General features: G+C 67.8%; 27 protein-coding genes. 12 read left to right on the top strand and 15 right to left on the bottom strand.

Translation table 11 applies throughout. From position 1 onward, the window contains the following. Positions 1 to 37: 37 nt before the first annotated feature. Positions 38 to 1135, bottom strand: coding sequence for a Glu/Leu/Phe/Val dehydrogenase dimerization domain-containing protein (locus AC5P9F_RS16350; protein ID WP_005410578.1), 1098 nt, complete (start codon positions 1133 to 1135; stop codon positions 38 to 40). 279 nt (positions 1136 to 1414) lie between these two features. Between AC5P9F_RS16350 and AC5P9F_RS16345 the strand changes: the two genes are divergently transcribed. Next, positions 1415 to 2491 (top strand): HDOD domain-containing protein, encoded by a 1077-nt coding sequence (locus tag AC5P9F_RS16345; protein ID WP_049396637.1) that lies wholly within the window; start codon positions 1415 to 1417, stop codon positions 2489 to 2491. A 3-nt stretch (positions 2492 to 2494) separates the two neighbouring features. Here AC5P9F_RS16345 and AC5P9F_RS16340 read toward each other — a convergent pair whose 3' ends face one another. The 3 genes from AC5P9F_RS16340 to AC5P9F_RS16330 all read right to left on the bottom strand — a co-directional run bounded on the left by AC5P9F_RS16340 (position 2495) and on the right by AC5P9F_RS16330 (position 5464). Then, on the bottom strand, positions 2495 to 4087 hold the full coding sequence (locus tag AC5P9F_RS16340; RefSeq protein WP_043035441.1) for a phospholipase D family protein: 1593 nt from the start codon (positions 4085 to 4087) through the stop codon (positions 2495 to 2497). A gap of 130 nt (positions 4088 to 4217) precedes the next feature. Next, positions 4218 to 4916 carry an RNA pseudouridine synthase gene (locus AC5P9F_RS16335; protein WP_043035442.1) on the bottom strand — a complete coding sequence of 233 codons (699 nt, stop codon included), beginning with the start codon at positions 4914 to 4916 and terminating at the stop codon, positions 4218 to 4220. Between the two features lie 47 nt (positions 4917 to 4963). Next, complete coding sequence (locus AC5P9F_RS16330; protein WP_043035443.1) at positions 4964 to 5464, bottom strand: M48 metallopeptidase family protein; 501 nt, start codon at positions 5462 to 5464, stop codon at positions 4964 to 4966. A gap of 62 nt (positions 5465 to 5526) precedes the next feature. On the opposite strand from AC5P9F_RS16330, the gene AC5P9F_RS16325 reads away from it, so the two are divergent. Both AC5P9F_RS16325 and AC5P9F_RS16320 read left to right on the top strand, forming a co-directional pair. Then, complete coding sequence (locus AC5P9F_RS16325) at positions 5527 to 6084, top strand: DUF2058 domain-containing protein (protein ID WP_043035444.1); 558 nt, start codon at positions 5527 to 5529, stop codon at positions 6082 to 6084. A gap of 170 nt (positions 6085 to 6254) precedes the next feature. Then, on the top strand, positions 6255 to 6521 hold the full coding sequence (locus AC5P9F_RS16320; RefSeq protein ID WP_043035454.1) for a DksA/TraR family C4-type zinc finger protein: 267 nt from the start codon (positions 6255 to 6257) through the stop codon (positions 6519 to 6521). Between the two features lie 511 nt (positions 6522 to 7032). On the opposite strand, the gene AC5P9F_RS16315 is transcribed toward AC5P9F_RS16320, so the two are convergent. Both AC5P9F_RS16315 and AC5P9F_RS16310 read right to left on the bottom strand, forming a co-directional pair. Then, positions 7033 to 7626, bottom strand: coding sequence for a mechanosensitive ion channel family protein (locus AC5P9F_RS16315; RefSeq protein ID WP_005410571.1), 594 nt, complete (start codon positions 7624 to 7626; stop codon positions 7033 to 7035). Between the two features lie 36 nt (positions 7627 to 7662). Further along, positions 7663 to 7842 carry a hypothetical protein gene (locus AC5P9F_RS16310; RefSeq protein WP_005410570.1) on the bottom strand — a complete coding sequence of 60 codons (180 nt, stop codon included), beginning with the start codon at positions 7840 to 7842 and terminating at the stop codon, positions 7663 to 7665. A 126-nt stretch (positions 7843 to 7968) separates the two neighbouring features. On the opposite strand from AC5P9F_RS16310, the gene AC5P9F_RS16305 reads away from it, so the two are divergent. Genes AC5P9F_RS16305 through AC5P9F_RS16295 form a run of 3 tightly spaced genes read left to right on the top strand, consistent with a single transcriptional unit; the run spans position 7969 to position 9969 of the window. Then, positions 7969 to 8547, top strand: coding sequence for an RNA polymerase sigma factor (locus AC5P9F_RS16305; RefSeq protein WP_033834331.1), 579 nt, complete (start codon positions 7969 to 7971; stop codon positions 8545 to 8547). Beyond that, positions 8544 to 9077: a hypothetical protein gene (locus tag AC5P9F_RS16300; RefSeq protein WP_005414222.1), complete on the top strand. Its 534-nt coding sequence runs from the start codon at positions 8544 to 8546 to the stop codon at positions 9075 to 9077. Before AC5P9F_RS16305 ends, AC5P9F_RS16300 begins: the two co-directional genes overlap by 4 nt. A gap of 10 nt (positions 9078 to 9087) precedes the next feature. Next, a complete protein-coding gene (locus AC5P9F_RS16295) occupies positions 9088 to 9969 on the top strand; it encodes a DUF4097 family beta strand repeat-containing protein (protein WP_043035445.1) in 882 nt (293 codons plus the stop codon). A 49-nt stretch (positions 9970 to 10018) separates the two neighbouring features. Here the strand turns inward: AC5P9F_RS16295 and AC5P9F_RS16290 are convergent, their stop codons facing one another. From AC5P9F_RS16290 to AC5P9F_RS16280, 3 genes are all read right to left on the bottom strand, one after another. Beyond that, entirely contained in the window at positions 10019 to 10201 is a 183-nt protein-coding gene (locus tag AC5P9F_RS16290; RefSeq protein WP_005410566.1) for a hypothetical protein, read from the bottom strand. A gap of 11 nt (positions 10202 to 10212) precedes the next feature. Further along, positions 10213 to 10506, bottom strand: a complete 294-nt coding sequence (locus tag AC5P9F_RS16285; protein WP_053462562.1) for a YkgJ family cysteine cluster protein — start codon at positions 10504 to 10506, stop codon at positions 10213 to 10215. Between the two features lie 229 nt (positions 10507 to 10735). Beyond that, positions 10736 to 12097 (bottom strand): Hsp70 family protein, encoded by a 1362-nt coding sequence (locus AC5P9F_RS16280; protein ID WP_012480950.1) that lies wholly within the window; start codon positions 12095 to 12097, stop codon positions 10736 to 10738. A gap of 182 nt (positions 12098 to 12279) precedes the next feature. Here AC5P9F_RS16280 and AC5P9F_RS16275 point away from each other — a divergent pair, with 182 nt between their 5' ends. Then, on the top strand, positions 12280 to 12615 hold the full coding sequence (locus AC5P9F_RS16275; protein ID WP_005414225.1) for a zinc ribbon domain-containing protein YjdM: 336 nt from the start codon (positions 12280 to 12282) through the stop codon (positions 12613 to 12615). A 6-nt stretch (positions 12616 to 12621) separates the two neighbouring features. Here AC5P9F_RS16275 and AC5P9F_RS16270 read toward each other — a convergent pair whose 3' ends face one another. Beyond that, positions 12622 to 13773, bottom strand: a complete 1152-nt coding sequence (locus tag AC5P9F_RS16270; RefSeq protein WP_043035446.1) for a transglutaminase-like domain-containing protein — start codon at positions 13771 to 13773, stop codon at positions 12622 to 12624. A gap of 240 nt (positions 13774 to 14013) precedes the next feature. On the opposite strand from AC5P9F_RS16270, the gene AC5P9F_RS16265 reads away from it, so the two are divergent. From AC5P9F_RS16265 to AC5P9F_RS16250, 4 genes are all read left to right on the top strand, one after another. After that, a complete protein-coding gene (locus AC5P9F_RS16265) occupies positions 14014 to 14616 on the top strand; it encodes an HD domain-containing protein (RefSeq protein ID WP_005410561.1) in 603 nt (200 codons plus the stop codon). 34 nt (positions 14617 to 14650) lie between these two features. Then, complete coding sequence (locus AC5P9F_RS16260; protein WP_012480947.1) at positions 14651 to 14839, top strand: oxidoreductase-like domain-containing protein; 189 nt, start codon at positions 14651 to 14653, stop codon at positions 14837 to 14839. Beyond that, complete coding sequence (locus tag AC5P9F_RS16255) at positions 14836 to 15453, top strand: DUF998 domain-containing protein (RefSeq protein ID WP_043035448.1); 618 nt, start codon at positions 14836 to 14838, stop codon at positions 15451 to 15453. Before AC5P9F_RS16260 ends, AC5P9F_RS16255 begins: the two co-directional genes overlap by 4 nt. A 78-nt stretch (positions 15454 to 15531) precedes the next feature. Continuing rightward, complete coding sequence (locus AC5P9F_RS16250) at positions 15532 to 16878, top strand: virulence factor family protein (RefSeq protein ID WP_005414229.1); 1347 nt, start codon at positions 15532 to 15534, stop codon at positions 16876 to 16878. A gap of 98 nt (positions 16879 to 16976) precedes the next feature. Here the strand turns inward: AC5P9F_RS16250 and mprF are convergent, their stop codons facing one another. Next, the gene (gene mprF, locus AC5P9F_RS16245; protein WP_005414230.1) at positions 16977 to 19541 is read right to left on the bottom strand and encodes a bifunctional lysylphosphatidylglycerol flippase/synthetase MprF; all 2565 of its coding nucleotides are present in this window, start codon (positions 19539 to 19541) and stop codon (positions 16977 to 16979) included. A 192-nt stretch (positions 19542 to 19733) separates the two neighbouring features. Between mprF and AC5P9F_RS16240 the strand changes: the two genes are divergently transcribed. Beyond that, entirely contained in the window at positions 19734 to 20081 is a 348-nt protein-coding gene (locus tag AC5P9F_RS16240; protein ID WP_005410556.1) for a RidA family protein, read from the top strand. 140 nt (positions 20082 to 20221) lie between these two features. Here AC5P9F_RS16240 and rnfB read toward each other — a convergent pair whose 3' ends face one another. The 4 genes from rnfB to AC5P9F_RS16220 form a co-directional block, all read right to left on the bottom strand. Then, positions 20222 to 20635 carry an Rnf electron transport complex subunit RnfB gene (gene rnfB / locus AC5P9F_RS16235; RefSeq protein WP_012480943.1) on the bottom strand — a complete coding sequence of 138 codons (414 nt, stop codon included), beginning with the start codon at positions 20633 to 20635 and terminating at the stop codon, positions 20222 to 20224. A gap of 24 nt (positions 20636 to 20659) precedes the next feature. Further along, the gene (locus tag AC5P9F_RS16230; protein WP_005414141.1) at positions 20660 to 21250 is read right to left on the bottom strand and encodes an HAD family hydrolase; all 591 of its coding nucleotides are present in this window, start codon (positions 21248 to 21250) and stop codon (positions 20660 to 20662) included. A 78-nt stretch (positions 21251 to 21328) separates the two neighbouring features. Then, positions 21329 to 23395 carry a methionine--tRNA ligase gene (metG, locus tag AC5P9F_RS16225; protein ID WP_043035451.1) on the bottom strand — a complete coding sequence of 689 codons (2067 nt, stop codon included), beginning with the start codon at positions 23393 to 23395 and terminating at the stop codon, positions 21329 to 21331. Positions 23396 to 23497: 102 nt separating this feature from the next. Continuing rightward, positions 23498 to 23941, bottom strand: coding sequence for a DUF2147 domain-containing protein (locus tag AC5P9F_RS16220; RefSeq protein ID WP_043035452.1), 444 nt, complete (start codon positions 23939 to 23941; stop codon positions 23498 to 23500). Positions 23942 to 24237: the final 296 nt, after the last annotated feature.

Raw genomic sequence — 24237 nt, 5'->3', positions numbered from 1 at the left:
TCGCGCCGGGAAGGCTCCCGGCGCGACGTCTGCAGCCTCAGCCGCCGCGCAGGTTGCCCAGGCGAGGAGTGCTGCGGCCCAGCGGCATCTTCAGCTTGCCGATCGACAGGATGCGGCTTTCCGCAATACGATCGGCCGCCCGCTGCGGCGCGATGTTCTCGCGCTGCGACAGTTCGAAGATGCGGGTGAGGTTGTGGTAGATGCTGCGGATCAGGCGCATCGCGCGTTCGCGGTTGTAGCCGTCGATCTCCAGCGACACGTTCATCACACCGCCGGCGTTGACGGCGTAGTCTGGGGCGTAGAGGATGCCGCGCGCATGCAGTTCGTCGCCGATCTCCAGGCTCGACAGCTGGTTGTTGGCAGTGCCGCAGATGATCTTGGCCTTGATCCGCGGCAGCGTGTCGGCGTTGATCGCGCCTTCCAGCGCACACGGTGCGAACACATCGGCGTTCACTTCGTGGATCTCGTCCGGCTTGACCGCCTCGGCGCCGAAATCGCTGACTGCACGATCAACCAGCGCACTGTCCAGGTCGGTGACATACAGCTTGGCGCCGCGGTCACGCAGCAGTTTCACCAGTTCCATGCCGATGTGGCCCAGGCCCTGCACCGCGATGCTGGTCTTGCCTACTTCCTCATGGCCGAACTTGAAGCGCATCGACGCCATCAGTGCCTGCAGTGCGCCGTAGGCCGTGAAAGGCGCCGGATCGCCGGAGCCACCATGGACCTGGTGCACGCCGGTCACGAACTGGCTCTCCAGGTAGATGTTCTCCATGTCGTTGACGTCGGTGCCAACGTCCTCGGCGGTGATGTAGCGGCCGCCCAGCGAATCGACGTAGCGGCCGAAGGCGCGGAACAGTACCTCGGTCTTGTCCGTCTTCGGATCGCCGATGATCACCGCCTTGCCGCCGCCCACGTTGAGCCCGGCCAGCGCATTCTTGTAGGTCATCGTCCGGCTCAGCCGCAGCACATCGGCCAGCGCCTCGTCGGTGCTGGCGTAAGGGCGCATGCGCACGCCGCCCAGGGCGGGGCCCAGGGTGGTGTTGTGGATGGCGATGATCGCCTTCAGGCCGGCATCGTGGTTGTGGCAGAACACCACTTGTTCGTGGCCGGTGGTGGCGAGGGTTTCGAATAGCATGGCGTCTCCGATGGCGCGAACAGCGGCGAACTGCAGCGAACGGCCAGTGAACGATAGGGTCCCAAAAACAAAAAAAGCGACGTCGTCAGTGCAGGGGGACGGGTCGCGCGGCGCCATTCTAGTCCATTCCCCCGGTCGCTGCCGTCGACATCGGCGCCCTTCCGGTTAAAGAAGATGAAAGTGCGGCCGATGCTGCGACGACGGCGGGTGGCCGGATTCGCGTGAAGAGGCAGGGCGGTCAGTGACGGCAAGGGCACCACAACGACAGGGCAGGCGGCGATGACGCCGGCCTGGTGGCGATCGCTGCGCGGCTGGCTGGCGCGCTCGACCGGGGCGGCTCCGTTGCGCCTGGCGGCCGTATCGCGACAGGCGGTCGCTGCTGCCGCAGCCAGCCTTCAGGGCGAGGCGCTGCAGGCCGGTGAGATCGCCGCCCACCTGCAGCGCGGCCTGCATGCACTTGCCCTGTACCCACGGCTGGCCGGCGAGCCTGCCCCCGTGCAGGATCCGGCACTGGGCGAAGCGGTGGCGCGCGCGCTGCAGGACCGTGACTGGGCCGCCCGGCACCTGCCGCGGCGCCCGCAACTGCTGCCGCAGCTGATCCAGACCGTCAACGACGATGCCGCCTCGGCACGGGTGATGGCGGCGATCATCGGCCAGGACCCGGTGCTGACCGGAAATCTGCTGCGCATCGCCAACAGCCCGGCCTACAAGGTGCATGAGCGGCCGGTGGAAAGCCTGCAGCGTGCGGTGACCCTGGTCGGTACCGAGGGCGTGCGCCAGATCATCAGCGCGGTGCTGGTGCAGCCGGTGATGCAGGTGCAGTGCGGCATGTTTCCGCAGTTCAGCACGGTCATCTGGGAGCACGCACTGCTGGCTTCGCGTGCGGCCGCCGATCATGCGCGCACGGTCACCTTCGGTGATGCCTTCGCTGCGCAGTGGCTGGGCCTGGTGCAGGGGCTGGGGTCAGCGCTGGTGATGCGCCAGTTGCTGCAGGAAGCGCAGGCACGCGACGAAACCGTGGAGCCGGCGCTGGCCCTGCAACTGCTCCAACAATGGTCGTTGCCGCTGGCACAACGCGTGGCTGCAGCCTGGGAGCTGCCCGAGCCCGTGCACCAGGCACTGGCGCCGGAGGCCGATGGCCCACTCGCCGACAGCCTGCGTCTGGCCAGCGCTGCGGCGGCAGCCAGCCTGCTGTGCCGGCATGGACATGCCAGCCAGAGCCGCATGCTGGCCCTGCTCGAACAGTTGCCTTCAGCGCCGCCGCATGCCCTGCGTTGGATCTGGCGGCGCCTGCATGGACGCAGCGTGGAAACACGTGATGAGGCCGGACAGGAAGAGGCGGGTCCAACGCCCTGAGCGCTACAGCTGCGATTCGACCGGCAGCCAGCTGATCACCCGCGACAACCAGCGTTTGCGCGCCGTTGCCCCCGGCTCGGCCTCCACCCAGTGCGGTGGCGGTTCGCGCTCCAGCCAGCGCAACCGGCGACGGTCATCCAGCGCCAGCCACCAGCTGTGCCTGGGATCAGCCAGGCGCAGGTACTCGTCCCGCAGCTGTGCGCCCAGCACCGGATCGTCGAACAGCACGCCCATCTCGGTGTTCAGATAGGCCGAGCGCGGGTCGAGGTTGAACGAACCGACAAAACCGCGGCGGTCATCGACCAGGAACGCCTTGGTATGCAGGCTGGCGCCGCTGCTGCCGAACACGCCGGCATCGCCGGACTGCCCTTGTGCCTTCAGTTCGTAAAGGTGGACGCCGGCTTCGAGCAACGGCACGCGGTGGCCCATGTAGCCACCATGTACGGCGGCGACGTCATTGGCGGCCAGTGAGTTGGTGACCACGCCGACCTGCACGCCCCGCCCGGACATGGCCGAAAAGCCATCCAGGCCCTCGTTGCCGGGAACGAAGTAGGGCGAGATCAACAGGGCCTTGTGCCTGGCGGCCTGCAGCTCGCTGATCAGGGTCGACACCAGCCAGGCAGCGCGATCGTCCTTGCGGTGCTTCATCGGCGGGTCGGACACGATGCGCACTGCACCGCTCCAGTGCAGCGGCTCGGGGCTCGGGCGCTGCCGCTTGCGCGATTCGGCCACGCGCGCCAGGTACGGCCGGGCCACGTCCCGCTGCGCCTCATGGTCCGATTCGCGCACCAGCAGGCGCAGCTGTGCGTCGGTATGGAAGGCAAGCGCGGATACCGGAATGGCGGTTTCGCTGTTCCAGTAGTCGTCGAAGATGCGGTTGGCCTGCTCCACGGCGGGGCCGGCGACCAGCAGGTCCAGATCCTGGAAGTTCACATCGGTGCGCGCGCTGAAATACTCCTCGCCGATGTTGCGGCCACCGACGATCGCGACGCGGCCATCGGCGATCCAGCTCTTGTTGTGCATGCGGTGGTTCACGCTGAAGAAGCGCTGCACCATCTCCACCATGCGCAGGATGCCGGTCCGGTTGCGGAACGGGTTGTACAGGCGGATCTCGATGTTCGGATGCGCATCGAGCGCCATCATCAGCGCGTCCTTGTCCTTGGCATTCATGTCATCAAGCAGGATGCGCACGCGCACGCCGCGCTCGGCGGCGTCATACAGCGCCTTGGCCATCAGGTGGCCGATCAGGTCGTCGTGCCAGATGTAGTACTGCAGGTCCAGGCTGCGGCCTGCGTGCGTGGTGATCATCGCGCGTGCGGCGAAGGCATCCATGCCATCACTGAGGAAGGCCACGCCGGACTGGCCGGGATGGGCCTCCTGCAATGGCACGATCTGCTGGTCGATGCGGGTCTGCGCCGGCTGCAGTGGCAGCACATGCGAACGCGTGCCCCGTGCCTGCGGCGTGAGGTGGTCGGCCAGCAGCAGGCCGGACAGCACCAGCAGCACCAGCGCAGCGAGAATGATTGCAGCGATGCGCAGCAGGCGTCGCCACAGCGGCTTGGGCAGGCTCATGCCCCGATGGTAGAGCCACGCCATGCGTGAAGGAATGCCTGCACGATCGACAGGGGGTCAGAGCCCTTGCCTTCGGCACGGGATCCCACCCCGAGGGGGCGTCACCGATGGGGTCGGATCCCATTCCACAGGAAAGGGCTCTGACCCGCACACCTCAGAACCGCTCGTCGCTGCCCAGGTAGCGCCACTGCCCCGGCGGCAGCGGCCCCAGCGCCACGCGTCCGATACGCAGGCGGCGCACCCCGGTCACCTGCAGCCCGGCGGCCGTCACCGCTGCACGCAGGCCCTTGGCGGTAAGCCCCTTGCCGGCAAAGCGCAGGCGTTGTTCGCTCTGCCAGCTGACCTTGCCGCCGCCGGCCTCCTGCTGCAGACGCGCCATCAGCCATGGCCCACGCTCCGGGCCGCCTTCGGCCACTTCGATCAGGTATTCCTGTTCGGTGCGGCCAAGATTGCGCTGCAGATGGGCCAGCGTGGCCGGATCCTGGCTGACCACCACCAGGCCGCTGTCGCTGGCCGGAAGCGAGGCGGCCAGCTGCAGGCCATGGAAGTGACGCTGCAGCGGACGGATGTCGCTGGCATCGAGTTCGCTGCGGCTGTCACTGCTGACCAGCGCACACAGGGTCTCAGCGGCAACGCCGGCCGGCTTGTTCAACAGCATGCTGACCCGCTCGGCCTTTTCATCGCTGGCCTGCTCGGCCACAACGATCACCGCGCTGTCATCGACCGGGCGCTGCGGCTGCTCCACCACGTCGCCGTTGACCGTGACCCAGCCGCCTTCGATGTAGCGTCGCGCTTCGCCGCGCGGGATGCCGAGCAGGGCGGACAGGCGTTTGTCGAGACGGATCGGTTCCATGGCGGCAAGGTCGGGCAGGGGGCGCGCAGTGTAGCTGCTGCGGCCGGTCAGCGCTGGCCGCGGTTGGCCAGCTCGGTCAGGTACAGGCGGGTATCGAACTCCAGCTGCAGGTAATCTGGCTCCATGTGCTGGCACAGCTGGTAGAAGGCCTTGTTGTGGTCGGCTTCCTTCAGGTGGGCCAGCTCATGCACCACGATCATGCGCAGGAACGCTGCTGGTGCCTGGCGGAACACGGTGGCGATGCGGATCTCGCGGCTGGCCTTGAGGCGGCCGCCGTGCACGCGGGAAATGGCGGTATGAGTGCCCAGCGCGTGCTTGATCACTTCCAGCGTGTTGTCGTAGCAGACCTTGTTGAGCGGCACCGACTTGCGCAGGTAGCGGTCCTTCAGTTCCTGGGTGTAGTCGTACAGCTGGCGGTCGCTGCGCACCTCGTGGGGGTCGGGATAGCGCTGCTGCAGCCAGGGGCCGAGCTTGCCCTGCGCCAGCAGTTCGCTGACCTGGGCGACCAGGGGTTCGGGATAGCCGGTGAGGTACTTCAGGACTGCCATGCAGGGGCGGCGGGGCGTCGGTAGAATGGGGCATCCAAGATTACACGCGGTACGCACCGACCATGGCAAAGCCCAACGCGCTGCAGGAACAATTGCTCAAGGCCGGCCTGGCCAAGAAGTCGCAGGCCAGCGCCGCCGCGCGCGAGCAGGCCAAGGCCCGCCAGGGCAAGGCCGAATCGACCTCGGCCGAGGTCCAGCGCGAGGCTGAACGCGTCCGCGCCGAGAAGATCGAGCGCGACCGCGCGCTGGCCGCCGAGCGCAATGCGCAGGCCAGGCAGGCTGAACAGAAGGCGCAGGCGAAGCAGATCATCGCGGCCCATGCCGTGTCCCACAAGGGCGATGACGAGTACCGCTTCAGCGATGGCACGGCGATCCGCACCCTGCTGATCGACCCCAAGCTGCGCAAGGCGCTGTCGGTCGGCGTACTGGTCATCGTTGCCCACGGCGACGGTTACGCGCTGCTGCCACGTGCTGCTGCCGAGAAGGTGCGTGAGCGCGCCCCGGAAGCAATCATCGTCGACCACGGCCAGCCGGGCTCGACCGCCGAGATCTCCACCGGCAACGCCGAGGACGACGCCTACTACGCGCAGTTCCAGGTGCCCGACGACCTGGTCTGGTAAGCGAAAAGGGGACGGAGGGGATTAAGTCGCGATCGACCTGATTGAAGCCCTCCACGTTCTGCTCAGATTGCTGAAGATCAGCCGGGCATGGCTCGGCTCAACACAGGTCCGCTCCTTTGTGCGCGGGTGTATCGTCCCCATATCAGGCGACACACCTGCGGAGGATGGCCATGGCCACCGGTTGGGCGGGAGACGGCGCGGTCCAGGACCAGATCGACGCCACCGTCGACGATGCGATTGCCCGCGCGCGGCGCCAGCTGCGGCAGGGCCCTGGTCTGGAAAACTGTGAGGAATGCGACGCGCTGATTCCGCTGGCGCGGCGCCAGGCCGTGCCCGGGGTACGGCTGTGCGTGGCGTGCCAGCAGGCGCATGACGACGAAGAACAGGCGCATGCCGGCTACAACCGGCGTGGCAGCAAGGACAGCCAGCTGAGGTAAGGGGTGTTTTATTGGAGGGCTGCGCCCTGCACCTGCAGAAGCAACGTCAACATCAAAGGCTGGCATTCCGTGGGTTGGCAGGGCGGTGTCGGAGTGCGGGGACGCCGTGAACCCGTCCATGGGGGCTTGGCCGCGGCATCCATGCCGCGGACACCCCGCACTCCGACACCGCCCCGCCTCTGACAGATTTCCGCGATCTGTTGGAACCCGCTGCTGATGCCGACCGTTGGTCGGCACGGGGTCGGATTCAATTTTGACTATCGATATCTGACAGATGTGCCGACCAACGGTCGGCACCCACCAACAGCGCGCGGAATCTGTCAGAGGTGGGGCGGTGTGGGTGGGCAGGACCGTTGGCGCCATGGATGGCGCCATCGAGCCCCCATGGACGGGTTTACGGCGTGTCCTGACCACCCACACCGCCCCGCCATCCCACGGAATGCCGCTCTTGATCTTGCTTCGGCTTCGGCCTCTGCAGGTGCAGGGCGCAGCCCTGCAAAGGAAGACCCCCTCAGCCGTCGCCCTGGATGCCGCCGGGGGCCTGTGCCGGGTCGCGCCAGCGCCGCACCGTGCGCTGGAAGAACAGGTTGTTCGGCAGCTGCAGCACCGTGCCCTCGTGGCCGTCGCCGGTCTCCTGCAGCGTGGTGTAGATCAGGTTCACGTCGATCACCCGGCCCTTCAGGCCCGGTTTCTCGCCGTTCTCCAGCACCTCGATGTAGTCATGCAGGCGGAATGGGCGCGTGGTGAAGATCAGCAGCGTGCAGAAGATGTTGGAGAGCACGCTCCAGGCCGCGAAGAAGGCCACCGCACCCACCGCCGCGAAGCCGGTGAACGCGGTCCACAGTACCGACGGCGATGCGCCGAGCAGGCTGAGGATGTACAGGACCGCGCTGAAATAGACCACGAAACTGGTGATCCGGCGCGCGCCCATCACCATTTCCGGTGGCAGCGTGTAGTGCTCGGCGAAGCGGCGGATCAAGCGCCGTGCCAGCACCCGCAGCAGCCACGCGGCCAGCAGGGTGAGCAGGATCTTCACGGCGATACCCGCGTCGTGGAGCCAAGGGTAGGTCCAGGCCGGCAGGTGATCCTTCAGCGACAACATCATGGGGGCGACGACGGGTGGCAATAACGGCCCTCGATGTTACCCGGCGCGTGCGGGGGATTCGACCGCCGGGGTCCAGGCCAGGCAGACCAGCTCCTGGCGGTGCTGCTGCAGGCAGGCGCGGCCGTTGTCGGGGCGCAGCTGCAGTGACAGGCCCAGCGCCTGCAGCAGGACGCAGGCAGCGATCACCAGCAGGGCGGCGCAGGAAGGGCTGGACATGGCAGGACTCCCGGACGGCAGATTCGCGAAGGACCTTCCATGGATGCAGCAGCCGTCGAAAAGGTTGCATGGCATCGGCCGTCGATCGGCTCTAAACCTTTTCCCGGGTCGCCGCATCCAAGCGATATGCTCGACACCACCATGCCCGCGCCGCCCGCCGCCAACGACGCCGTCGACGAACCCGCTCTGGTACGGGCGGCGGCCGCCGGCGACACCGCTGCCTACGAACTGCTGTACCGGCGTCACGCGCCGCGTGTATTCGCTGTCCTGTGGCGGTTGTGTGGCGGCCAGCAGGCACGTGCCGAGGATGCGCTGCAGGAGGCCTTCCTGCAGGCCTGGAAAGCCCTGCCAGGGTTCCGTTTCGAGAGCAGCCTGTCCACCTGGCTGCATCGGCTGGGGGTCAACGCCGCACTGATGGAACTGCGTGGTCGCGCCGCAGGGCAGGATCACGACAGTCTGGAGGATGTCGATGGCGGCCTGCTGGAACTGGCGGTGCATGACCGTTGCGCGGGTACCGAGCGTGACCTGGAGCGCGCATTGTCGACACTGCCACCACGGGCGCGTGCGGTACTGGTGCTGCACGATATCGAAGGCTGGAAACACCAGGAAATCGCCGAGCAGCTGCAGATGGCTGTCGGCAGTTCCAAGGCACAGCTGCATCGTGCGCGCGGCCTGTTGCGCGCACGGCTGGGAGACATGACATGAGTACACACGAACACGATTCCGATCACGACCTGCTGGCCCGGCTGCGCGCGCTGCCGAACGAGCGCGATGTACCCGCCGATGGCTGGGCACGCCTGTCCGCCCGGCTGCCGCCGCGTGAATCGCAGGCAGCACCCGCGCCAACGGACAACGTGGTGGTCCTGCCGGTGCGTTCGCGGCGCCGCTGGTGGTGGCCGGCCGGCGCTGCCCTGGCTGCCAGCCTGGCACTGTATGCGGTGGCGCCGTGGCGGCATGCGCAGCCGGATACGCCGGCGCCGTCCGCCCTGCAGCTGCAGGCCGCGGCGATGACCGAGCAGTACCAGCAGGCCGTGGCCGCGCTGCCCGATGGACGGGCGCCGGAATGGCAGCCGGCCCTGCATGAACTGGATGAAAGCGCGGCGCAGATCCGTGCCGCCCTGGCGCAGGACCCGCGTGCGCCGCACCTGCTTGGCCAGCTCAAGCGCACCTATGCGCTGCGGCTGGAACTGACCCGGCAGGCGGCCTATGCCGCCGAGTCCGGCTTGACGACCTGAGGAGACCCCCATGACCCGAACCCTGATTTCCTGTTGCGTCGCGCTGCTGTTGGCCCCTGCCGTGGCGCTGGCCGACACCCGCATCGACGAGCGCCACACCTTGGCTGCGGGGGGGCGCATCGAGCTGAGCAACGTGGCCGGCAAGGTGACCGTGCGTGGCTGGGACCGCAATGACGTGCAGCTCACCGGCACGCTCAGCGACGGCCTGCAGTTGCGTCAGGAAAAAAGCGCCAACCGTGTGCGCTGGGAGATCGAATATCCGCGCCGCAGCAACAACGGCGGTGCAACGCTGGTGCTGAACGTGCCGCGATCTGTGGAGCTGCTGCTGAGCACGGTCAGCGCCAGCCAGGACATCAGTGGTATCGATGTGCGACGGCTGCAGGCCGACACGGTCAGCGGCAGCCTGAGCGCGGCTGGCCGCAGTGGCGACAGCAAGCTCAACACGGTCAGTGGCAGCGTCAGCGCACGCCTGCAGACGCCGAAGCTGGATGTGAACACCGTCAGTGGCCGCATCGAGGCCGGCGGCGGCGTGTCCGGTGATATCGGTGCGCAGACGGTGTCCGGACGGGTCCAGGTCGACGCCGGGCGCGTGCAGCGACTGGCGGTGGAAACCGTCTCTGGCAGCATCGATCTGGCAGCGGCCGGGCTGGCGCCCGGCGGCCGCATCAATGTCGAATCGGTCAGTGCCTCGGTCACGCTGAGCCTGCCACGCACGGTGTCGGCACAGCTGTCGGTGAACAGCTTCAGCGGCTCGATCAACAGCGACGCCGGTCAGGTGGAGCGGCCGCGCTATGGGCCGGGCAGCCATCTCGATACGCGTCTGGGGGGCGGTGATGGAGACATCCGCATCCAGTCGCATTCGGGCAGTGTGCGGGTACGCCTGGATCGCTGAGCACGGTCCGGCAGGCCGCGGCGGCAGCGCCGCCGCGGTCGGTACTGGGTCAGCTGGCTTTCTTCAGCGCCCAGGTGGTGCCGAGGACTTCGATCTTGCCACCGGCCTTGCGGAACGCTGCCAGGTCCGAAGCGATCGAATCGCTGCTGACCACGGTGCTGGCGGCCGCGCCCTTGCGTTCGCTGCGGATGCTGTTGCTGGCCTTCGCGGGGGTCTTTGCCTTGCGGGGCATGGTTGCTCCTGTCAGGTGGAAGGGGAGGAAAGCGCCCAGGCGTCGGCCTGGCGCAGGTAATCCTGCCGCTCGCGGCGGCAGTCATCGCCGCCCATCGAAAACTGGCGGCAGATCGCCGGGCGCTGCGAATAGATCGTGCAGCGCAGGTGATAGGGATCGATCGCCGCGCACCAGCCTTCCTCGTTGCGCGCCATCACGGCACGGCCGTGGGTGTCGCGTGACAGGAACTGGCCAGGCACGTGGTCGCCGGGCTGCAGCAGCACGGGCAGCCGGCAACAGACCGCGTCACAACGGCGGCAGTCGATGGGTGCAGGTGCTGCGTCAGGTTGTAAGGCCACAGGGGCCTGGCGGGTGCCCAAAGCGGGTCTCGATGGCGGCTCAGGTGCTGCGCGGACCATGAACGAGCCAGGAAGGCATGGCCGCTAGGCCCGCAGGGCGGGCCAGGCTGCACCGTGGACACACACCGGCGTGGCCGGTGGAAGGTGCAGCGGGGTTCTAGCCGACCAAGAGTAACTTAGACCGCGTAACGTTTTGTTAATCCTGGCTGGCTGCCGCCAACGCCAGGCCTTGGACCACGCCCAGCGAGGGCTCGCCGTGGACCATGCGGGCCCCCGGGAAGGCCTCGGCCACGGCCTGGCGCAGGTAGCCGGCACGGGACATGCCGCCGGTCAGGAACACCGCATCCGGGTCGCCCCCGATGTCGCTGCGGACTTGGGCCAGCAGTTCCCGGATCTGCTCCAGGTAGCCGTGGGCGGCGGCGGCCAGGCCATCGGCGCTGCTGTCGGCATGCAGGTCGCGGGCGATGTAGTCCAGCGTGCTGCGGTGCTCGCTGGCGGCGCTGAGGGCGATCTTGGCGCGTTCGACATCGCGGTACAGGCGGGCGGTATTGCCGGTGTCCTGCAGGGCCTGCAGGCGCCCGCCCCACGGCTCGTCGACGTGATCGTATTTGTGCTGGCGGAAGTCGCGCTGGCGCGTCATGTCCTGCACGGTGGCTGCTTCCACATAGTGGTGGGCGGGCACGCGGGTGATGCCGCGGCCGAACAGCGGCATGTAGCTGGACAGGCTCAGCGCCAGATCAATGTCGGTACCGCCGCGGGCGATACCCCACGCGCGGTGGATACGCGGGGCGTCGTCGCCACCGACTTCGGCATGCGCGATATCGGTGGTACCGCCGCCGATGTCGACGATCACCGCCTGGTGCCGCTCGCGGCTTTCGGCGTGGTAGTGCATGGCCGCCGCGGCGGGTTCTTCGAGGAAATCGATCTGGTCGAAGCCGGCCTGGGTGGCGGCCTCGCGCAGGATATCCAGTGCCTGGTCATTGCCGGCCGCGCCGATCGAGCTGCGGAACTGCACCGGGCGGCCGAGCAGAGCGGCACGCAGCGGCTGGCCAAGCTGGGCGCTGGCGGTCAGGCGGATGTGTTCGAGGATGTGCGCGGCGATGCCGGTGATGGTCTGCTTCGCGCGTGGGTGCAGGTTGTAGCCCAGCATCGACTTCGGGCTCTGCACCAGGTTGCCTTCGTGTTCCTCGAAATAGGCTTCCAGCGCGTCGTCGCCGTAGACCGCGTTCTGCAGCAGGTCGCTGGCGCTGCGTTCCTTGCCGGCGCGGGCCTCCATCCATTCACGGCGCAGGGCGCGCAGGGCTTCACGGCGCAGCGCCTGCGGGGTGCGTTCCTGGCCGGCGGCACGGGCTGCACGCGCGGCGCTATCGATCATCTGCTGCAGCTGGTGTTCCTGGCCGTCGTCGAGCTGGAAGTCGTCCGGGTCGGGCACCACGCCGGGGAAGTACACGCTGGTGCGGAACTGTTCGGCGTCACCGAAACGGATCGGCAGCAGTTTCCCCTCATGCACGATGGCGGCGGCGGAGTTGCTGGTACCGAAGTCGATGCCGAGGCGCATGGGGAGTTCCGGGGGCGGTCAGGGGCCGCGCACTCTGCTGCAGTTCGTCGCCGACTGCAAGTTCCAGCGTCACGGCTGCTCCAGCCGCGGTCATGGCGGCGGCCGGGCACCTGCCAGGGAGCCGGGGCCCCGGACCGGGCGGTTACAATGGCGGCTGTTGATTCACTTTGAGGTACTTGCCGATGTCGTCTGTTCCCGCCTGCCCGCAGTGCACCCTGGAAAACACCTATGCCGATGGCGCGCTGTGGATCTGCGCCGATTGCGGTTTCGAATGGACCGCCGAGGAAAGTGCCGGTTCGACCCTGGTCGTGCGTGACAGCAACGGCAATACCCTGCAGGCCGGCGACACCGTCACCGTGATCAAGGACCTGAAGGTGAAGGGGTCTTCGATCCCGCTGAAGCAGGGCACCGTGATCCGCAACATCCGCCTGGTCGAAGATGATGCCGAGCACATCGAAGGCAACTCGGACAAGATCAAGGGCCTGGTCCTGAAGACCTGCTTCCTCAAGAAGGCCTGATCGGTCTCAGCGCCTGGCCTGCTGCTGCGCGCGCCAGCGGGCCAGGCTGTCGAGCTTGGCCTGGTAGCGTGCCTGCTCCGGTGCACCACCCAGCAGCTGCGCGCGGGTCAGTTCACGGTCGGCGCGTTCAAGCTGCCCGGACAGGAAATACACGCGCGCCAGCCCGAAGTGGAACTGGTGCGCGGTGTCATACAGGCGCACGGCCTGCCGGTAATAGCGGATGGCTTCGGCCAGCTTTCCGGCCTGCTCGGCCTGCGTGCCCAGCATGTACTGCGCGAACGGGTCCTCACGCTGCACCGACTTCAAGCGTCGCTCCAGGGCCTTGGCCTGCGCATCCAGCCCAAGCTGCCGATACAGCGCGCTGGCATTGGTCAGCGCCGCATCCTGGCGACCGTCCAGGCGCAGGGCGCGGTCCAGTGCCTGCCGCGCCGCATCGGTGTTGCCCTCACGGTTGTCGAGCACACCCAGGTTGTTCCAGACCGAGGGGAACGCGCGATCCTGCACGACCGAGGCATCGAAGAACGCGCGGGCGCCGACGAGGTCTCCTTCGGCCATGCGTTCGGCACCTCGATTGTTGTAGAAATGGGCCAGTGCACGCGCGCGGCTGACCGGCTGCGGGCCGTGGCGGTCGTAGAGTACGTTGCGATCGAGGTCGACCGTGGCGTAACGCCCCGCGATCTCCACGCCCGCGTTGACGTGGCCCACACTGTAGACCACGCCGGCGTCCTGGTCCTGGTACCAGGACACGACCTGGCCGACTTCCTGGACGCGGGCCTGGATGCCAGCCTCGCGCGCCAGTGCCACGAACATCAGCGTGAAGGCGAGGCAGTTGGCGCGGCGCTGCTGCCAGACTTCGTCCACGGTGTAGGTCGCGTTCGCGTCGTACTGCAGGTCCAGCCCCTGGCGGCCGAAGATCATTTCCACCAGTGCCTGCAGCCGCTGCTCGCGCGATGAACTGCGGTCGATCACCTGCGCCTGCAGCATCGCGCGCATTGCGGGAGGAATCGCGAAGACCTGTTCCGGTGAGGGGACCTCCACCGGGGTGACGCTTCCGATGGGCGGGAGTGCATCGGTGCGCGGGTGGTTCTGTGCGCAGAGCGGCGCGGCCATCAAAGCGGCCAGGACCACGACGAAGATGCGGGCGGCAGGGCGGTACATGACAGTTCCCGGCAGCGGCGGGCGCTCCCGCCTGCAGCGAGTGTAGACCCGGCGGCGCCGCGCTGCAGTGACCGTTGGTCGGCGCGTGGCCGGTACGGCGTTTCATCCACAACCGATGTGGACCAGCGCTCGACAAAGCTGTGGACAACCGCGTCCAGGCCTCACCGGGCAAGCGTTGTGAGTATGTGGTGAAAAAACCATCAGCTTGCCGCGGGGCTGCGCAGGCGGGATGATCCGGGTATGGATTTCTCTCCGCTGACGCTGGCTCCTGCGCAGTGGCAGGCGCTGCAGGACAGCTACGCAACGCCGCCCCGCGCCTACCACCACTTCGGACACGTACGCGCGGTGCTGCAGCACTGCCAGGACGTGGCTGACGGCCCGGGCTGGCAGAGGCCCGCCGAGGTGTACCTGGCCGTGCTCTACCACGACGCGATCTATGTGGCGGGCCGCAAGGACAACGAAGCGCGTTCGGCGGCGCTGGCCCTGCAGGCAATCGCACGGGCCCCGGAACTGGCCGGCGTCGACGCCGCGCGGGTCGAGCAGTTGATCCTGCTGACAGCCCGCCATGGCGATCTGGGCCCGGACGACGTTGATGCCGAGGCCGCGCTGTTCCTGGACTGCGACATGGCGATCCTGGCCGCGCCCGAGCCGGTGTTCGCTGCCTACGATCGTGGCGTGGCCGAAGAGTACAAAGGGGTCGTGCCGGGCTTCCTGTACCGCGCCGGGCGTCGCCGTTTCCTGCAGGGGCTGCTGCGGGCGCCGCGCATCTTCCTCAGTGACTTCTTCCACCAGCGTCTGGATGCGGCGGCTCGGGAAAACCTGCGTCGACAGCTGGCCCGCTGAGCTGGACCGGTACACTTGGGCCTGCTCTCACCGATTGTCGCTTCCCACTGTGTCCGTCCCTGATCCCGACCCCCGCCCGCTGCCCCCCGAAGAGCCCGGTCCCAACGAGTGCTGTGGCAGCGGCTGTCCGCTGTGCGTGCTGGATCTGTATGCCGATGAGCTGCAGCGCTATCGCAAGGCGCTGGCCGAGTGGAAGACGCGGCATCCGGAGGCAACGCCATGAGCCGTGCGCGTCCGGCGGCGGTGCTGGCACTGGTGGCGCTGCTGCTGTTCGTGACCACCGCGCTGTGGACCCAGGTCGCGCGCAGTGATCTGGACTGGGTGCGGGCAACCTTGAGCCTGTACCTGCACGGGCCGTGGGGCCTGGCATTGCGCGCTGCCTACTGCCTGCTGGCGCTGGCCATTGCGGCGCTTGGCATTGCGCTGTATCGCGGCAGCATCGGGCCGCGCCGCAGTGCGGCGGCGCCGCTGTTGTTCACTGTCTCTGCGCTGGGGCTGGCGACGGTCGCCATCGGTGACAGCTGGCTGCCTGAAGCGACCCCGCTGCTTGCACCGTTCATCCATGGACTGGCAGCCAACACCGCGTTCCTGTGTGCCAGCGTCGGCATGCTGCTGCAGGCCTGGTACCTGCGCCGCGAACCGGGTTGGCAGTCCGCCGCGGGCCTGCTCTGGGGCTGGGCATGGCTGGCCTTCGTGCTGCTGTGGCTGCATGTGCTGTGGCGTGGTGGACCACCGCGTGGGCTGGGACAGAAAGTGGTGATCGCGGTGATCGTTGGCTGGCTGCTGTATCTGGCGATGGCCCTGTACCGGCGCAGCCGTCGGGCCGTAGCCCACTGAATCCCCAACGGCCTGCGCCGGTACGTGCCGTGCACGCGGCGGCGGCGTATCGTGTGCGCATTCCATCGGGGATGCGACATGAAGCGTGCAGGGCTGGGCAGGGCAATGGGTGTGGTTCTGGCGTTGGCAGCACTGCCGGCAATGGCGGCGGCCAACGTGCAGCAGTTCAGCCACGGGCGGTTCGAGCAGATTCCGGTGCACATGCCGGCTGGCACGCCGCAGCGTGTGGTGATCTGGTTCCATGAACCCACCGCCGGTGGTGATACCAGCCGCCTTCCGATCGAGGCCCTGCGTGCCGATGGCGCGATGGTCGCTGCCGTGGACATCGCGCATCTGCGCAGCGTGCTCAAGCGCGAGGGGAATCCGACCTGTTCGTTCGGTTCCGGCGACGTCGAGAACTTCTCGCGCTGGTTGCAGGCCTCCCTGCACCTGCCTGGCTACCACCTGCCGCTGGTCGGTGGTGATGGTGAAGGCGCCGAGATGGCCTACACGCTGGCCGCACAGGCCGACACCCAAGTGTTCGCCGGCCTGCTGACCACTGGCTTCTGCCCGGATCGCAGCCACGAGCGCATGGTCTGCGGCGATGGCGTGAAGCACAACAAGCTGCAGCCTGCCGAGTTGAATTCCCCGTGGCTGAGCGCCGCCGGCGACCATGGCTGCAAGGTTGGCGAGGCCAGCCGCTTCGTGCAGCAGGTGGCGATGGCACGCGAGTTCAAGCGCACCGCGCGCGGCGATGCTTCACCCGGCCTGGTGGCGGCGGCGCGGGTGATCGGCGCGCAGGCCGGCGTCAGCCTGGCACCGCCACCAGCCGCGCTGAAGGGCCTGCCGATAGTGGAAGTACCGGCGACCGGCAGCGGCGACACGCTGGCCGTGTTCGTTTCCGGCGATGGCGGCTGGGCCGGCCTGGACAAGGACGTGGCATCGTCGCTCAACGAGCATGGCGTGGCCGTGGTCGGCATCGACTCACTGCGCTACTTCTGGAGCGAGCGCACGCCGAAGGGATTTGCCACTGACCTGCAGAAGATCATCGATCACTACCGCCAGCAGTGGCACCGCGACAAGGTGATGCTGATCGGTTTCTCGCAGGGTGCCGACGTGCTGCCGGCCACCATCAACCAGCTCGATGCCGATACCCGCGCAGCGCTGGATCGTATCGTGCTGTTGTCGGTAGGCAGGAAGGCCGACTTTGAATTCCACGTCAGCAACTGGCTGGGTGGTGGCGGCGATGGTCTGCCGATCGCGCCGGAAGTGGCGAAGCTGCCGGCGGCGAAGACCCTCTGCGTGTATGGCGACAAGGATGACGACGCGCTGTGCCCCGGCCTGCCGGCCAACGACGGCGTGCAGAAGGTGAAGCTGCCGGGCGACCATCACTTCAATGGTGATTACGACCGATTGGCCGAAGTGATCCTCAAGGGCGGGGCGTAGCGCCGGGCCACGCCCGAACGCTGTCGCCGCCGTGTCGACCAAGGTCGACACCTACCGGGTGGTTTGCAGCGCCGGGCCATGCCCGGCGGCTCAGGGCTTCAGTTACGCCGCGGGTCCAGCGAGATCAGGCGCGTGGCATCCAGCAACGCGGCCGGCAGATGCATGCCGCCGGGTGCTGCCAGATAGCGCGGTCGCCACTGCGGGTCGAACTTCGACTTGAAGCGGCGCAGGCCACTGAAGCCATAGAAGCGTTCGCCATGCCGCGCGAGCAGGCCGGCCAGTCGGTTCCAGCGACCAGCAAGGCGATGCTGGGCCAGCCCGGACAGCGGCGCCATGCCCAGCGAGAAGCGCGCATAGCCCTGCGCGCGGCCCCACAGGAACAGCTCGATGAACAGGAAGTCCATCGTGCCCTTCGGTGCCTCGTTGACGTGGCGCATGAGGTCCACCGACAGCTCGGCACCGGCCGGTGCCTGCCACAGGTTGGCGAATGCCACGATCTGGCCCTCGGCTTCGACCAGCGCCACCGGGAAGCGCGCCAGGTAATCCGGATCGTAGCTGCCCAGCGAGAAACCCTTCTCGTCGCCGGCCTTGTCTTCCAGCCACGCGTTGGAGATCGCGTGCAGGCGGGGAAGCAGGCTGGGAATCTCTTCCACCGGTGCCACGCGGAACGAAAGGCCCCCGCGCTTGCCACGGTTCCAGGCCTGGCGCAGATCGGCGCGTTCGCGGCCTTCCAGGCCGAAGTCGTGCAAGGGCACGATCGCTTCCTCGCCCAGCTTGACCAGGCCCAGGCCCAGGTCGAGATAGGTCTGCCAGTAGGTCTCGCCCACCTGGTAGAACACCGGGCGCAGGCCGAGCCGGTCAGCTTCCTCGCGGAAGCGCCATATCAGCGCGCGCGCCACATCAGGCGGGCCGACCGGATCGCCCATCGCGATCAGCGAACCGCCGTAGCGCTGCATCATCACGAAGCCCTGTTTCGCATCATCGCGCAGCACCGCCTTGTCGGCGGTCAGTACCAGGCAGGCCTGGGTATCGGTGGCACCGGCCAGTACCGGCGCCAATGATTGCAGCGTGGCCTCGTCGGCGGCTGGCAGCGGGCTGCGCGTACTGTGCAGCAGCCGCGCCAGGCCGAACATCACCAGCGCGATCGCCACCACCAGCAGCGCACGCAGCGCACGCGGTGCGTTGCCGGATATCGCAAACTGCCACCACAGCTCGTTCTGGTACTCGACATGGCTGTAGGTGAAGAACAACAGCCAGGTGACCGCCACCAGTACCAGGCCGAGGTTGCGCAGCCATGGCCACGACCATGCTTCATCCAGCAGCGCGCCCTGGCGGTAGAACTCGCGGCGTGCGGCCCACAGCGCCATCGCCACCAGCAGGGCGGAGACCGCGATCAACGGTTGGCCACCGCGCAGCCACAGTGGCAACGGGGTGATCACGCACACGGCCATCGCCAGCATCCATGCGGCATGGCTGCGCCGGGCCAGGCCCTGGCCGATCAGCAGCAGGGCGACGCCGCTGAGGCTGCCGATCAGATGGGACGTTTCCAGGATCGGCAGTGATGCGTTGACCAGGTGACGGCGCGGCGTGGGCAACGTGCCGTCGATGACCAGCGCAGCACCGATGCTGAACACCGCCAGCGCGATGATCTGCGGCAACCATGGGCGCAGCGCGTTCCAGCCGGCACGGGTTGCCCCGGCACTGGCCTGCAGCGGCTGGCGCAGCGCGGGTGCAAGCGCGAGCAGGGTGGCCAGCAGCAGGGGCAGCACGTAGTAGGTGACGCGGTAGATCAACGCCGCCGCCAGCACCGCAGCCGGTGCCACCTGTGGCAGCAGCTTCAGCAGGCTCCATTCGAACACGCCGAGGCCGGCGGGCACGGTCGAAACCAGGCCGGCCAGCACCGCGACCAGGTACAGGCCGACGAAGCCGGGCAGGCCGGTCGGCGTCGAGTCCGGAAGCAGCACATAGAACGCGGCACTGGCCAGCACCAGCTCGATCACGCTGAGCACGGTCACCCCGATCATCGTGCGCCGGTCGGGCAGCCACAGCGCATGGCCGAACACGCTGAACTGGCGTCCATCGCGGCCGACCAGCAGCAGGGTGGCCGCATAGGCCAGCAGCGCGACGATGCCGACCACGCGCACCGCATCCGGGTCCAGCGGCAGGGCAAGCGCCGCTGCCGCCGGTTCCATGCACAGCGCCACGCTGATCAGCAGCCACGCACCGAACACGAAGCCGAGCGTGCTCATCAGCACGACCTGGCCGATCTGCGCCAGGTCGAGGCCGGCGGTACGGTAGCCGCGCAGGCGCACCGCACCGCCGGTGAGCGCGGCAAAGCCCACGGTCTGGCCGAGCGTGTGTGCCAGGAACGCGGTGATGCCGATGCGCGCCGGATGCACGCGGATGCCGCTGCGGCGCAGGCCGATGGCATCAAAGCCGATCAGGCAGGCATAGCTGGCCAGGCCCAGCACGACAGTAAGCGCGATCTGCGTGCCACTGAGCTGGTGGAAGGCATGGCGGATGGCGCGGTAGCCGTTCTCATCGAACTCGTTGGCCAGGCCGTGCAGCGCCAACGCAAGGATCAGCAGCGGGATGACGATGGTGAGGACCCGCTTCCATGCCGGGGTGGAGGGAGCGGTGGCGGGGTCGGTGGTTTCGGTCATCGGCGCAAGGGTGCGTCAGGGAGGGCGAGGGCGGTGTCAATGCAGCCGTGGCGCATCGTGCGCCTGTCGCTGGCATTTGACCAGCGTCGCTGTCGGAAGCCGGTAGTGACCGTGTGTGGATGGCTGCCCTGCACCCATCGTTGACCGGTTTGGAGGACAATGCAGGCCTGATCACCCGCAGGAGCCACGCCCATGATGGAGCGTTACGACGTCGGACCGCGCATGTCCGAAATGACCGTGTACAACAAGGTCGCCTACCTTTCCGGCCAGATTCCGGAAGACACCAGCCAGGACATCACCGGGCAGACCCGGCAGGTGCTGGCCGAGATCGACAAGCTGCTGGCGCTGGTGGCCAGTGATCGCCAGCACGTGTTGCGCGCCGAAGTGTTCCTGGCCGACATGGCCGATTTCGACGGTATGAACAAGGCATGGGATGAGTGGGTGGTGGAAGGTGCGACCCCGGCGCGCGCCACGGTCGAGGCCAAGCTGGCCCACGCCGACTGGAAGGTCGAGATCGTGGTGACGGCGGCAGTGCCGTAACGGCAAGGTCACCTCCCAGCAGTGGAGGGGGGGTAGAGTCGACTGTCGCGCGCAGCGCGGGGTTTTGCGCCGCCGGAACGAAGAGCAGTCGACTAACAGCCGACTCTACCCCGCCGCTCCACCGCCGGTTGGTCTGGTGGCTAGGCCGGCACCAGCTCGATGCAGTCCACCGGGCACGGCGGGATGCACAGCTCGCAGCCGGTGCACAGATCGGCGATCACCGTGTGCATGTACTTGGCGCCGCCGACGATGGCGTCCACCGGGCAGGCCTGGATGCACTTGGTGCAGCCGATGCAGTCGGCTTCCACGATCAACGCCACCTGCGGCGCCTTGTGCTCGCCGCGCGAACGATCAAAAGGAATCGCCGGTACGCGCAGAACCTGGGCCAGCGCGCGTGCACCGGCATCGCCACCGGGTGGGCAGCGGTCGACGCCTGCCTCGCCGCGCGCCATCGCCTGCGCGTACGGTCGGCAACCGTCGTAGCCGCATTGCCCGCATTGGGTCTGCGGCAGCAGGCGGTCGAGGCGTTCGGTCAGGGGCGGGATCAGGCTCATGCGTGGCGAAGGCTGCGCGTCGGGTTACTTCAGGGGTTTGCCGCGGAACCAGCGCTCGTGGGCCAGCGCCAGCATCGGCTTGTCTTCGGAACTGTCACCGTAGGCATGGATGCGCACGTAACGCGACAGATCGAACTGGCGACGGATGTGCTCGACCTTGCGCGGGCCACAGTCGCCACCGGCGTAACGGCCGGTCAGGCGTCCGTCCTGACATTCCAGCCGGTTGCAGATCAACTGCAGGCCCAGCTGCTCGCACCACGGCCGCAGGTACAGGTCCAGCGAGCCGGACACGATCACCACGGTGTGCTGCTGTTCCTTGTGCCAGCGGATCTGCTCCAGCATTTCCGGGCGCACCACGTCGGGCAGGAACTCACGCGAGAAGCCGGCGGCCAGGGTGGCGATGTCGTCACTGTGGCGGTCGCTGAAGGTCAGGCGGGTGACGCGCGCGCGGATGCGTTCGGCCGAGATCAGCTTCAGCTTGTACGCGAGCAGCCACGGGCCGACCTTCCACCACGCCTGCGCCAGCTGTTCGGCGGTGGCCACGCGGCGCAGGAAACGGCCATAGGTATCGCAGGTGGTCACGGTGTGGTCGAAGTCGAACAGCGCCAGTTCCATTCCGTTGCCTCCCATCGCGTTGCCTCCGCTGGCCAATGCTGCCGGCGGGCGCGGCCGAGGCCACGCCCGCTGCGGGCATCAGCGGACCGGCATGCCCGGCTGCGCGCCGCTGTCGGCGTCCAGCAACGCCAGCGCACCGCCGTCGAAGCCGGCCGACAGGATCATGCCTTCGCTCAGGCCGAAGCGCATCTTGCGCGGGGCCAGGTTGGCGATGAACACCACGCTGCGGCCGACCAGCTTCTCCGGCTCGCCGTAGCTGCCACGGATACCGGAGAAGATCTGGCGCTTGCCCAGTTCACCTGCATCCAGCTCGAAGCGCAGCAGCTTGTCCGATCCTTCCACGAACTCGCAGACCAGCACCTTGCCGATGCGCAGGTCGAGCTTGGCGAAATCGTCGATGCCGATGTAGGCCGGCGCGTCGGCGCTCTTTGCTTCGTCCTTGGCCGGGGCCGGGGCGGCCGGCTTGGCGGCGGGGGCAGCGGCAGCCGCCGGCTGCAGGGTGTCCTTGGAGGCGTCGATCATGGCGTCAATCTTCTTCGGGTCGATACGGGTGAACAGCGGGGTGTAGTCGGTGATGCGGTGGCCCAGCAGCGGCTGTGCCAGTTCGGTCCAGTCGTTCACCGGCGCGGCCAGGAAGGCTTCGGCCTGCGCGGCGGTGGCCGGCAGCACCGGCTTCAGGGCGGTGACCAGCACGCGGAACAGGTTCAGGCCCTGGCTGCATACGGCCTGCAGTTGCGCATCGGCGCCTTCCTGCTTGGCGATGACCCACGGCTTGACGTCGTCGATGTAGCGGTTGGCTTCGTCGGCCAGGGTCATGGTCAGGCGGATCGCCGCGGCCGGGTCGTTGCGCTCGTAGGCTTCACGGATCGGCGCCAGGCCATCGACGAAGCGCTGGTACTGCGCCGCATCGGGCAGCTGCGCGGCCAGCTGCCCGTCGAAGCGCTTGCTGATGAAGCCGGCGCAGCGGCTGGCCAGGTTGACGAACTTGCCGACCAGGTCGGCGTTGACGCGGGCGATGAAGTCACCCAGGTTCAGGTCGAGATCGTCGACGCCACCGCCGGACTTGGCGGCGTAGTAGTAGCGCAGCGCTTCCGGCTCCAGGCCGACATCGAGGAAGGTACGCGCCATCACGAAGGTGCCGCGCGACTTGCTCATCTTGGCGCCGTCCACGGTCAGGTAGCCGTTGACGTGCAGGCGGGTCGGCGCGCGGTGACCGGTGCCGTGCAGCACCGCCGGCCAGAACAGGCCGTGGAAGTTGACGATGTCCTTGCCGATGAAGTGGTGCAGCTCGGTGCTGGTACCGGCGCGCAGGTGCGCTTCGAAGTCCTCGCCGATCCTGCCGCACAGGGTCTGGAAGCTGGACAGGTAGCCGATCGGTGCATCCAGCCAGACGTAGAAGTACTTGCCCGGCTGTCCGGGAATCTGGAAGCCGAAGTACGGCGCATCGCGCGAGATGTCCCACGCGCGCAGGCCACCTTCGGCATTGAGCCACTCACCCAGCTTGGCCTTCACGCCCGGCAGGGCGACGTCGCCGGCCAGCCATTCGCGCAGGAACGCGTCGAAGTGGCCCACCTCGAAGAAGAAGTGCTCCGAATCGCGCATTTCCGGCGTGGCACCGGAGATGACCGAACGCGGTTCCTTCAGATCGGTCGGCGCATAGGTAGCGCCGCACACTTCGCAGTTGTCGCCGTACTGGTCGGGGCTGCCGCAGTTCGGGCAGATGCCCTTGACGTAACGGTCGGGCAGGAACATGCCCTTGGCCGGGTCGTAGAACTGCGCCACCGAACGGCGGCTGATGTGGCCGGCCGCTTCCAGCTTCAGGTAGAACTGCTCGGTCAGCGCCTTGTTGGCCGCCGAATTGGTCGAGTCGTAGTGGTCGAAGGCCACGCCGAAGGCGGCGAAGTCACGTTCGTGGCTGGCCTGGATGTTGGCGATGAAGGTTTCCGGGGTGACCCCGGCCTTTTCCGCGGCCAGCATGATCGGCGTGCCATGGGTATCGTCGGCGCAGACGAACCAGGCCTTGCCGCCACTCATTCGCCGCGCACGCACCCAGATGTCGGCCTGGATGTAGCCGACCAGGTGGCCCAGGTGCAGCGGGCCGTTGGCGTAGGGCAGGGCGGTGGTGACGAGCGCGGTACGGGTCATGGTCGCGGGGTGAAGCCGAGGGGAACCGCAGAGTATCGCATGCCCGCAACGAGGTGACCCGGCCGGGGCCGGGTCACGGGGATGAAGCGGGGGCCGGAGCGCTTATTCGCGCTGCCAGGTCTGCGCGCGGCAGATGAAGGCGATGCAGCCGGACACGTCCAGCCGGGTGCCGCCGGGCTGCAGTTCCATCTTCGACTTGTAGGTCTTGCCGTTGGCCGGGTCGAGGATGGTGCCACCGGACCACTTGTTGGCGCCGTCGGCCTTCAGGTTCCAGAGGATGGTCATGCCCTTCACCGGCTTGTTCCTGTTGGCGCCTTCACAGCCGTCACAGATCGGGTTGGGGCCCTTGTCCGAGTGCAGGATGTCGACCACCTTGCCGGTCAGGGTGCCGTTGGCGGCCTGGGTGATCTCGACGATCGACTTCACCTTGCCGGTCTTGTCGTCGATGGTCTTCCAGCGGCCGGCGGCGCCGTCGGCGGCCTGCGCCGAGAGCGCGGCCAGGCACAGCGGCAGTGCCAGCAGCAGGGTCTTGAAGGTCTTGCGCATGGTCCCCTCCCAGGGTTCATTCCGGCACGATGCCGGTACGGGTCGACTGTATACCCATTCGGCGGGGTATGGGGAAGGGGGGCTTTGCAGGGCTGCGCCCTGCACCCGCGGTAGTGCCGGCCGCTGGCCGGCAACCTCAAAAGCAAAGGCGGCTATCCGTGGGATGGCGGGGTGGGTCCGGTTGCGGGGGGCGCTGCAAGTCCCCCTCCGGGGCCCGGCCCAGCCGCTGGCGGCTGTGCGTTCGGGCGCTTGCGAAGCAGTGCTTCGCAAGCAAAGCGCCCTCACCCATGTAAGCT

Source organism: Stenotrophomonas sp. YJH_SMC_4 (assembly GCF_059371575.1).
This window is presented reverse-complemented; position numbering and strand designations above follow the sequence as displayed.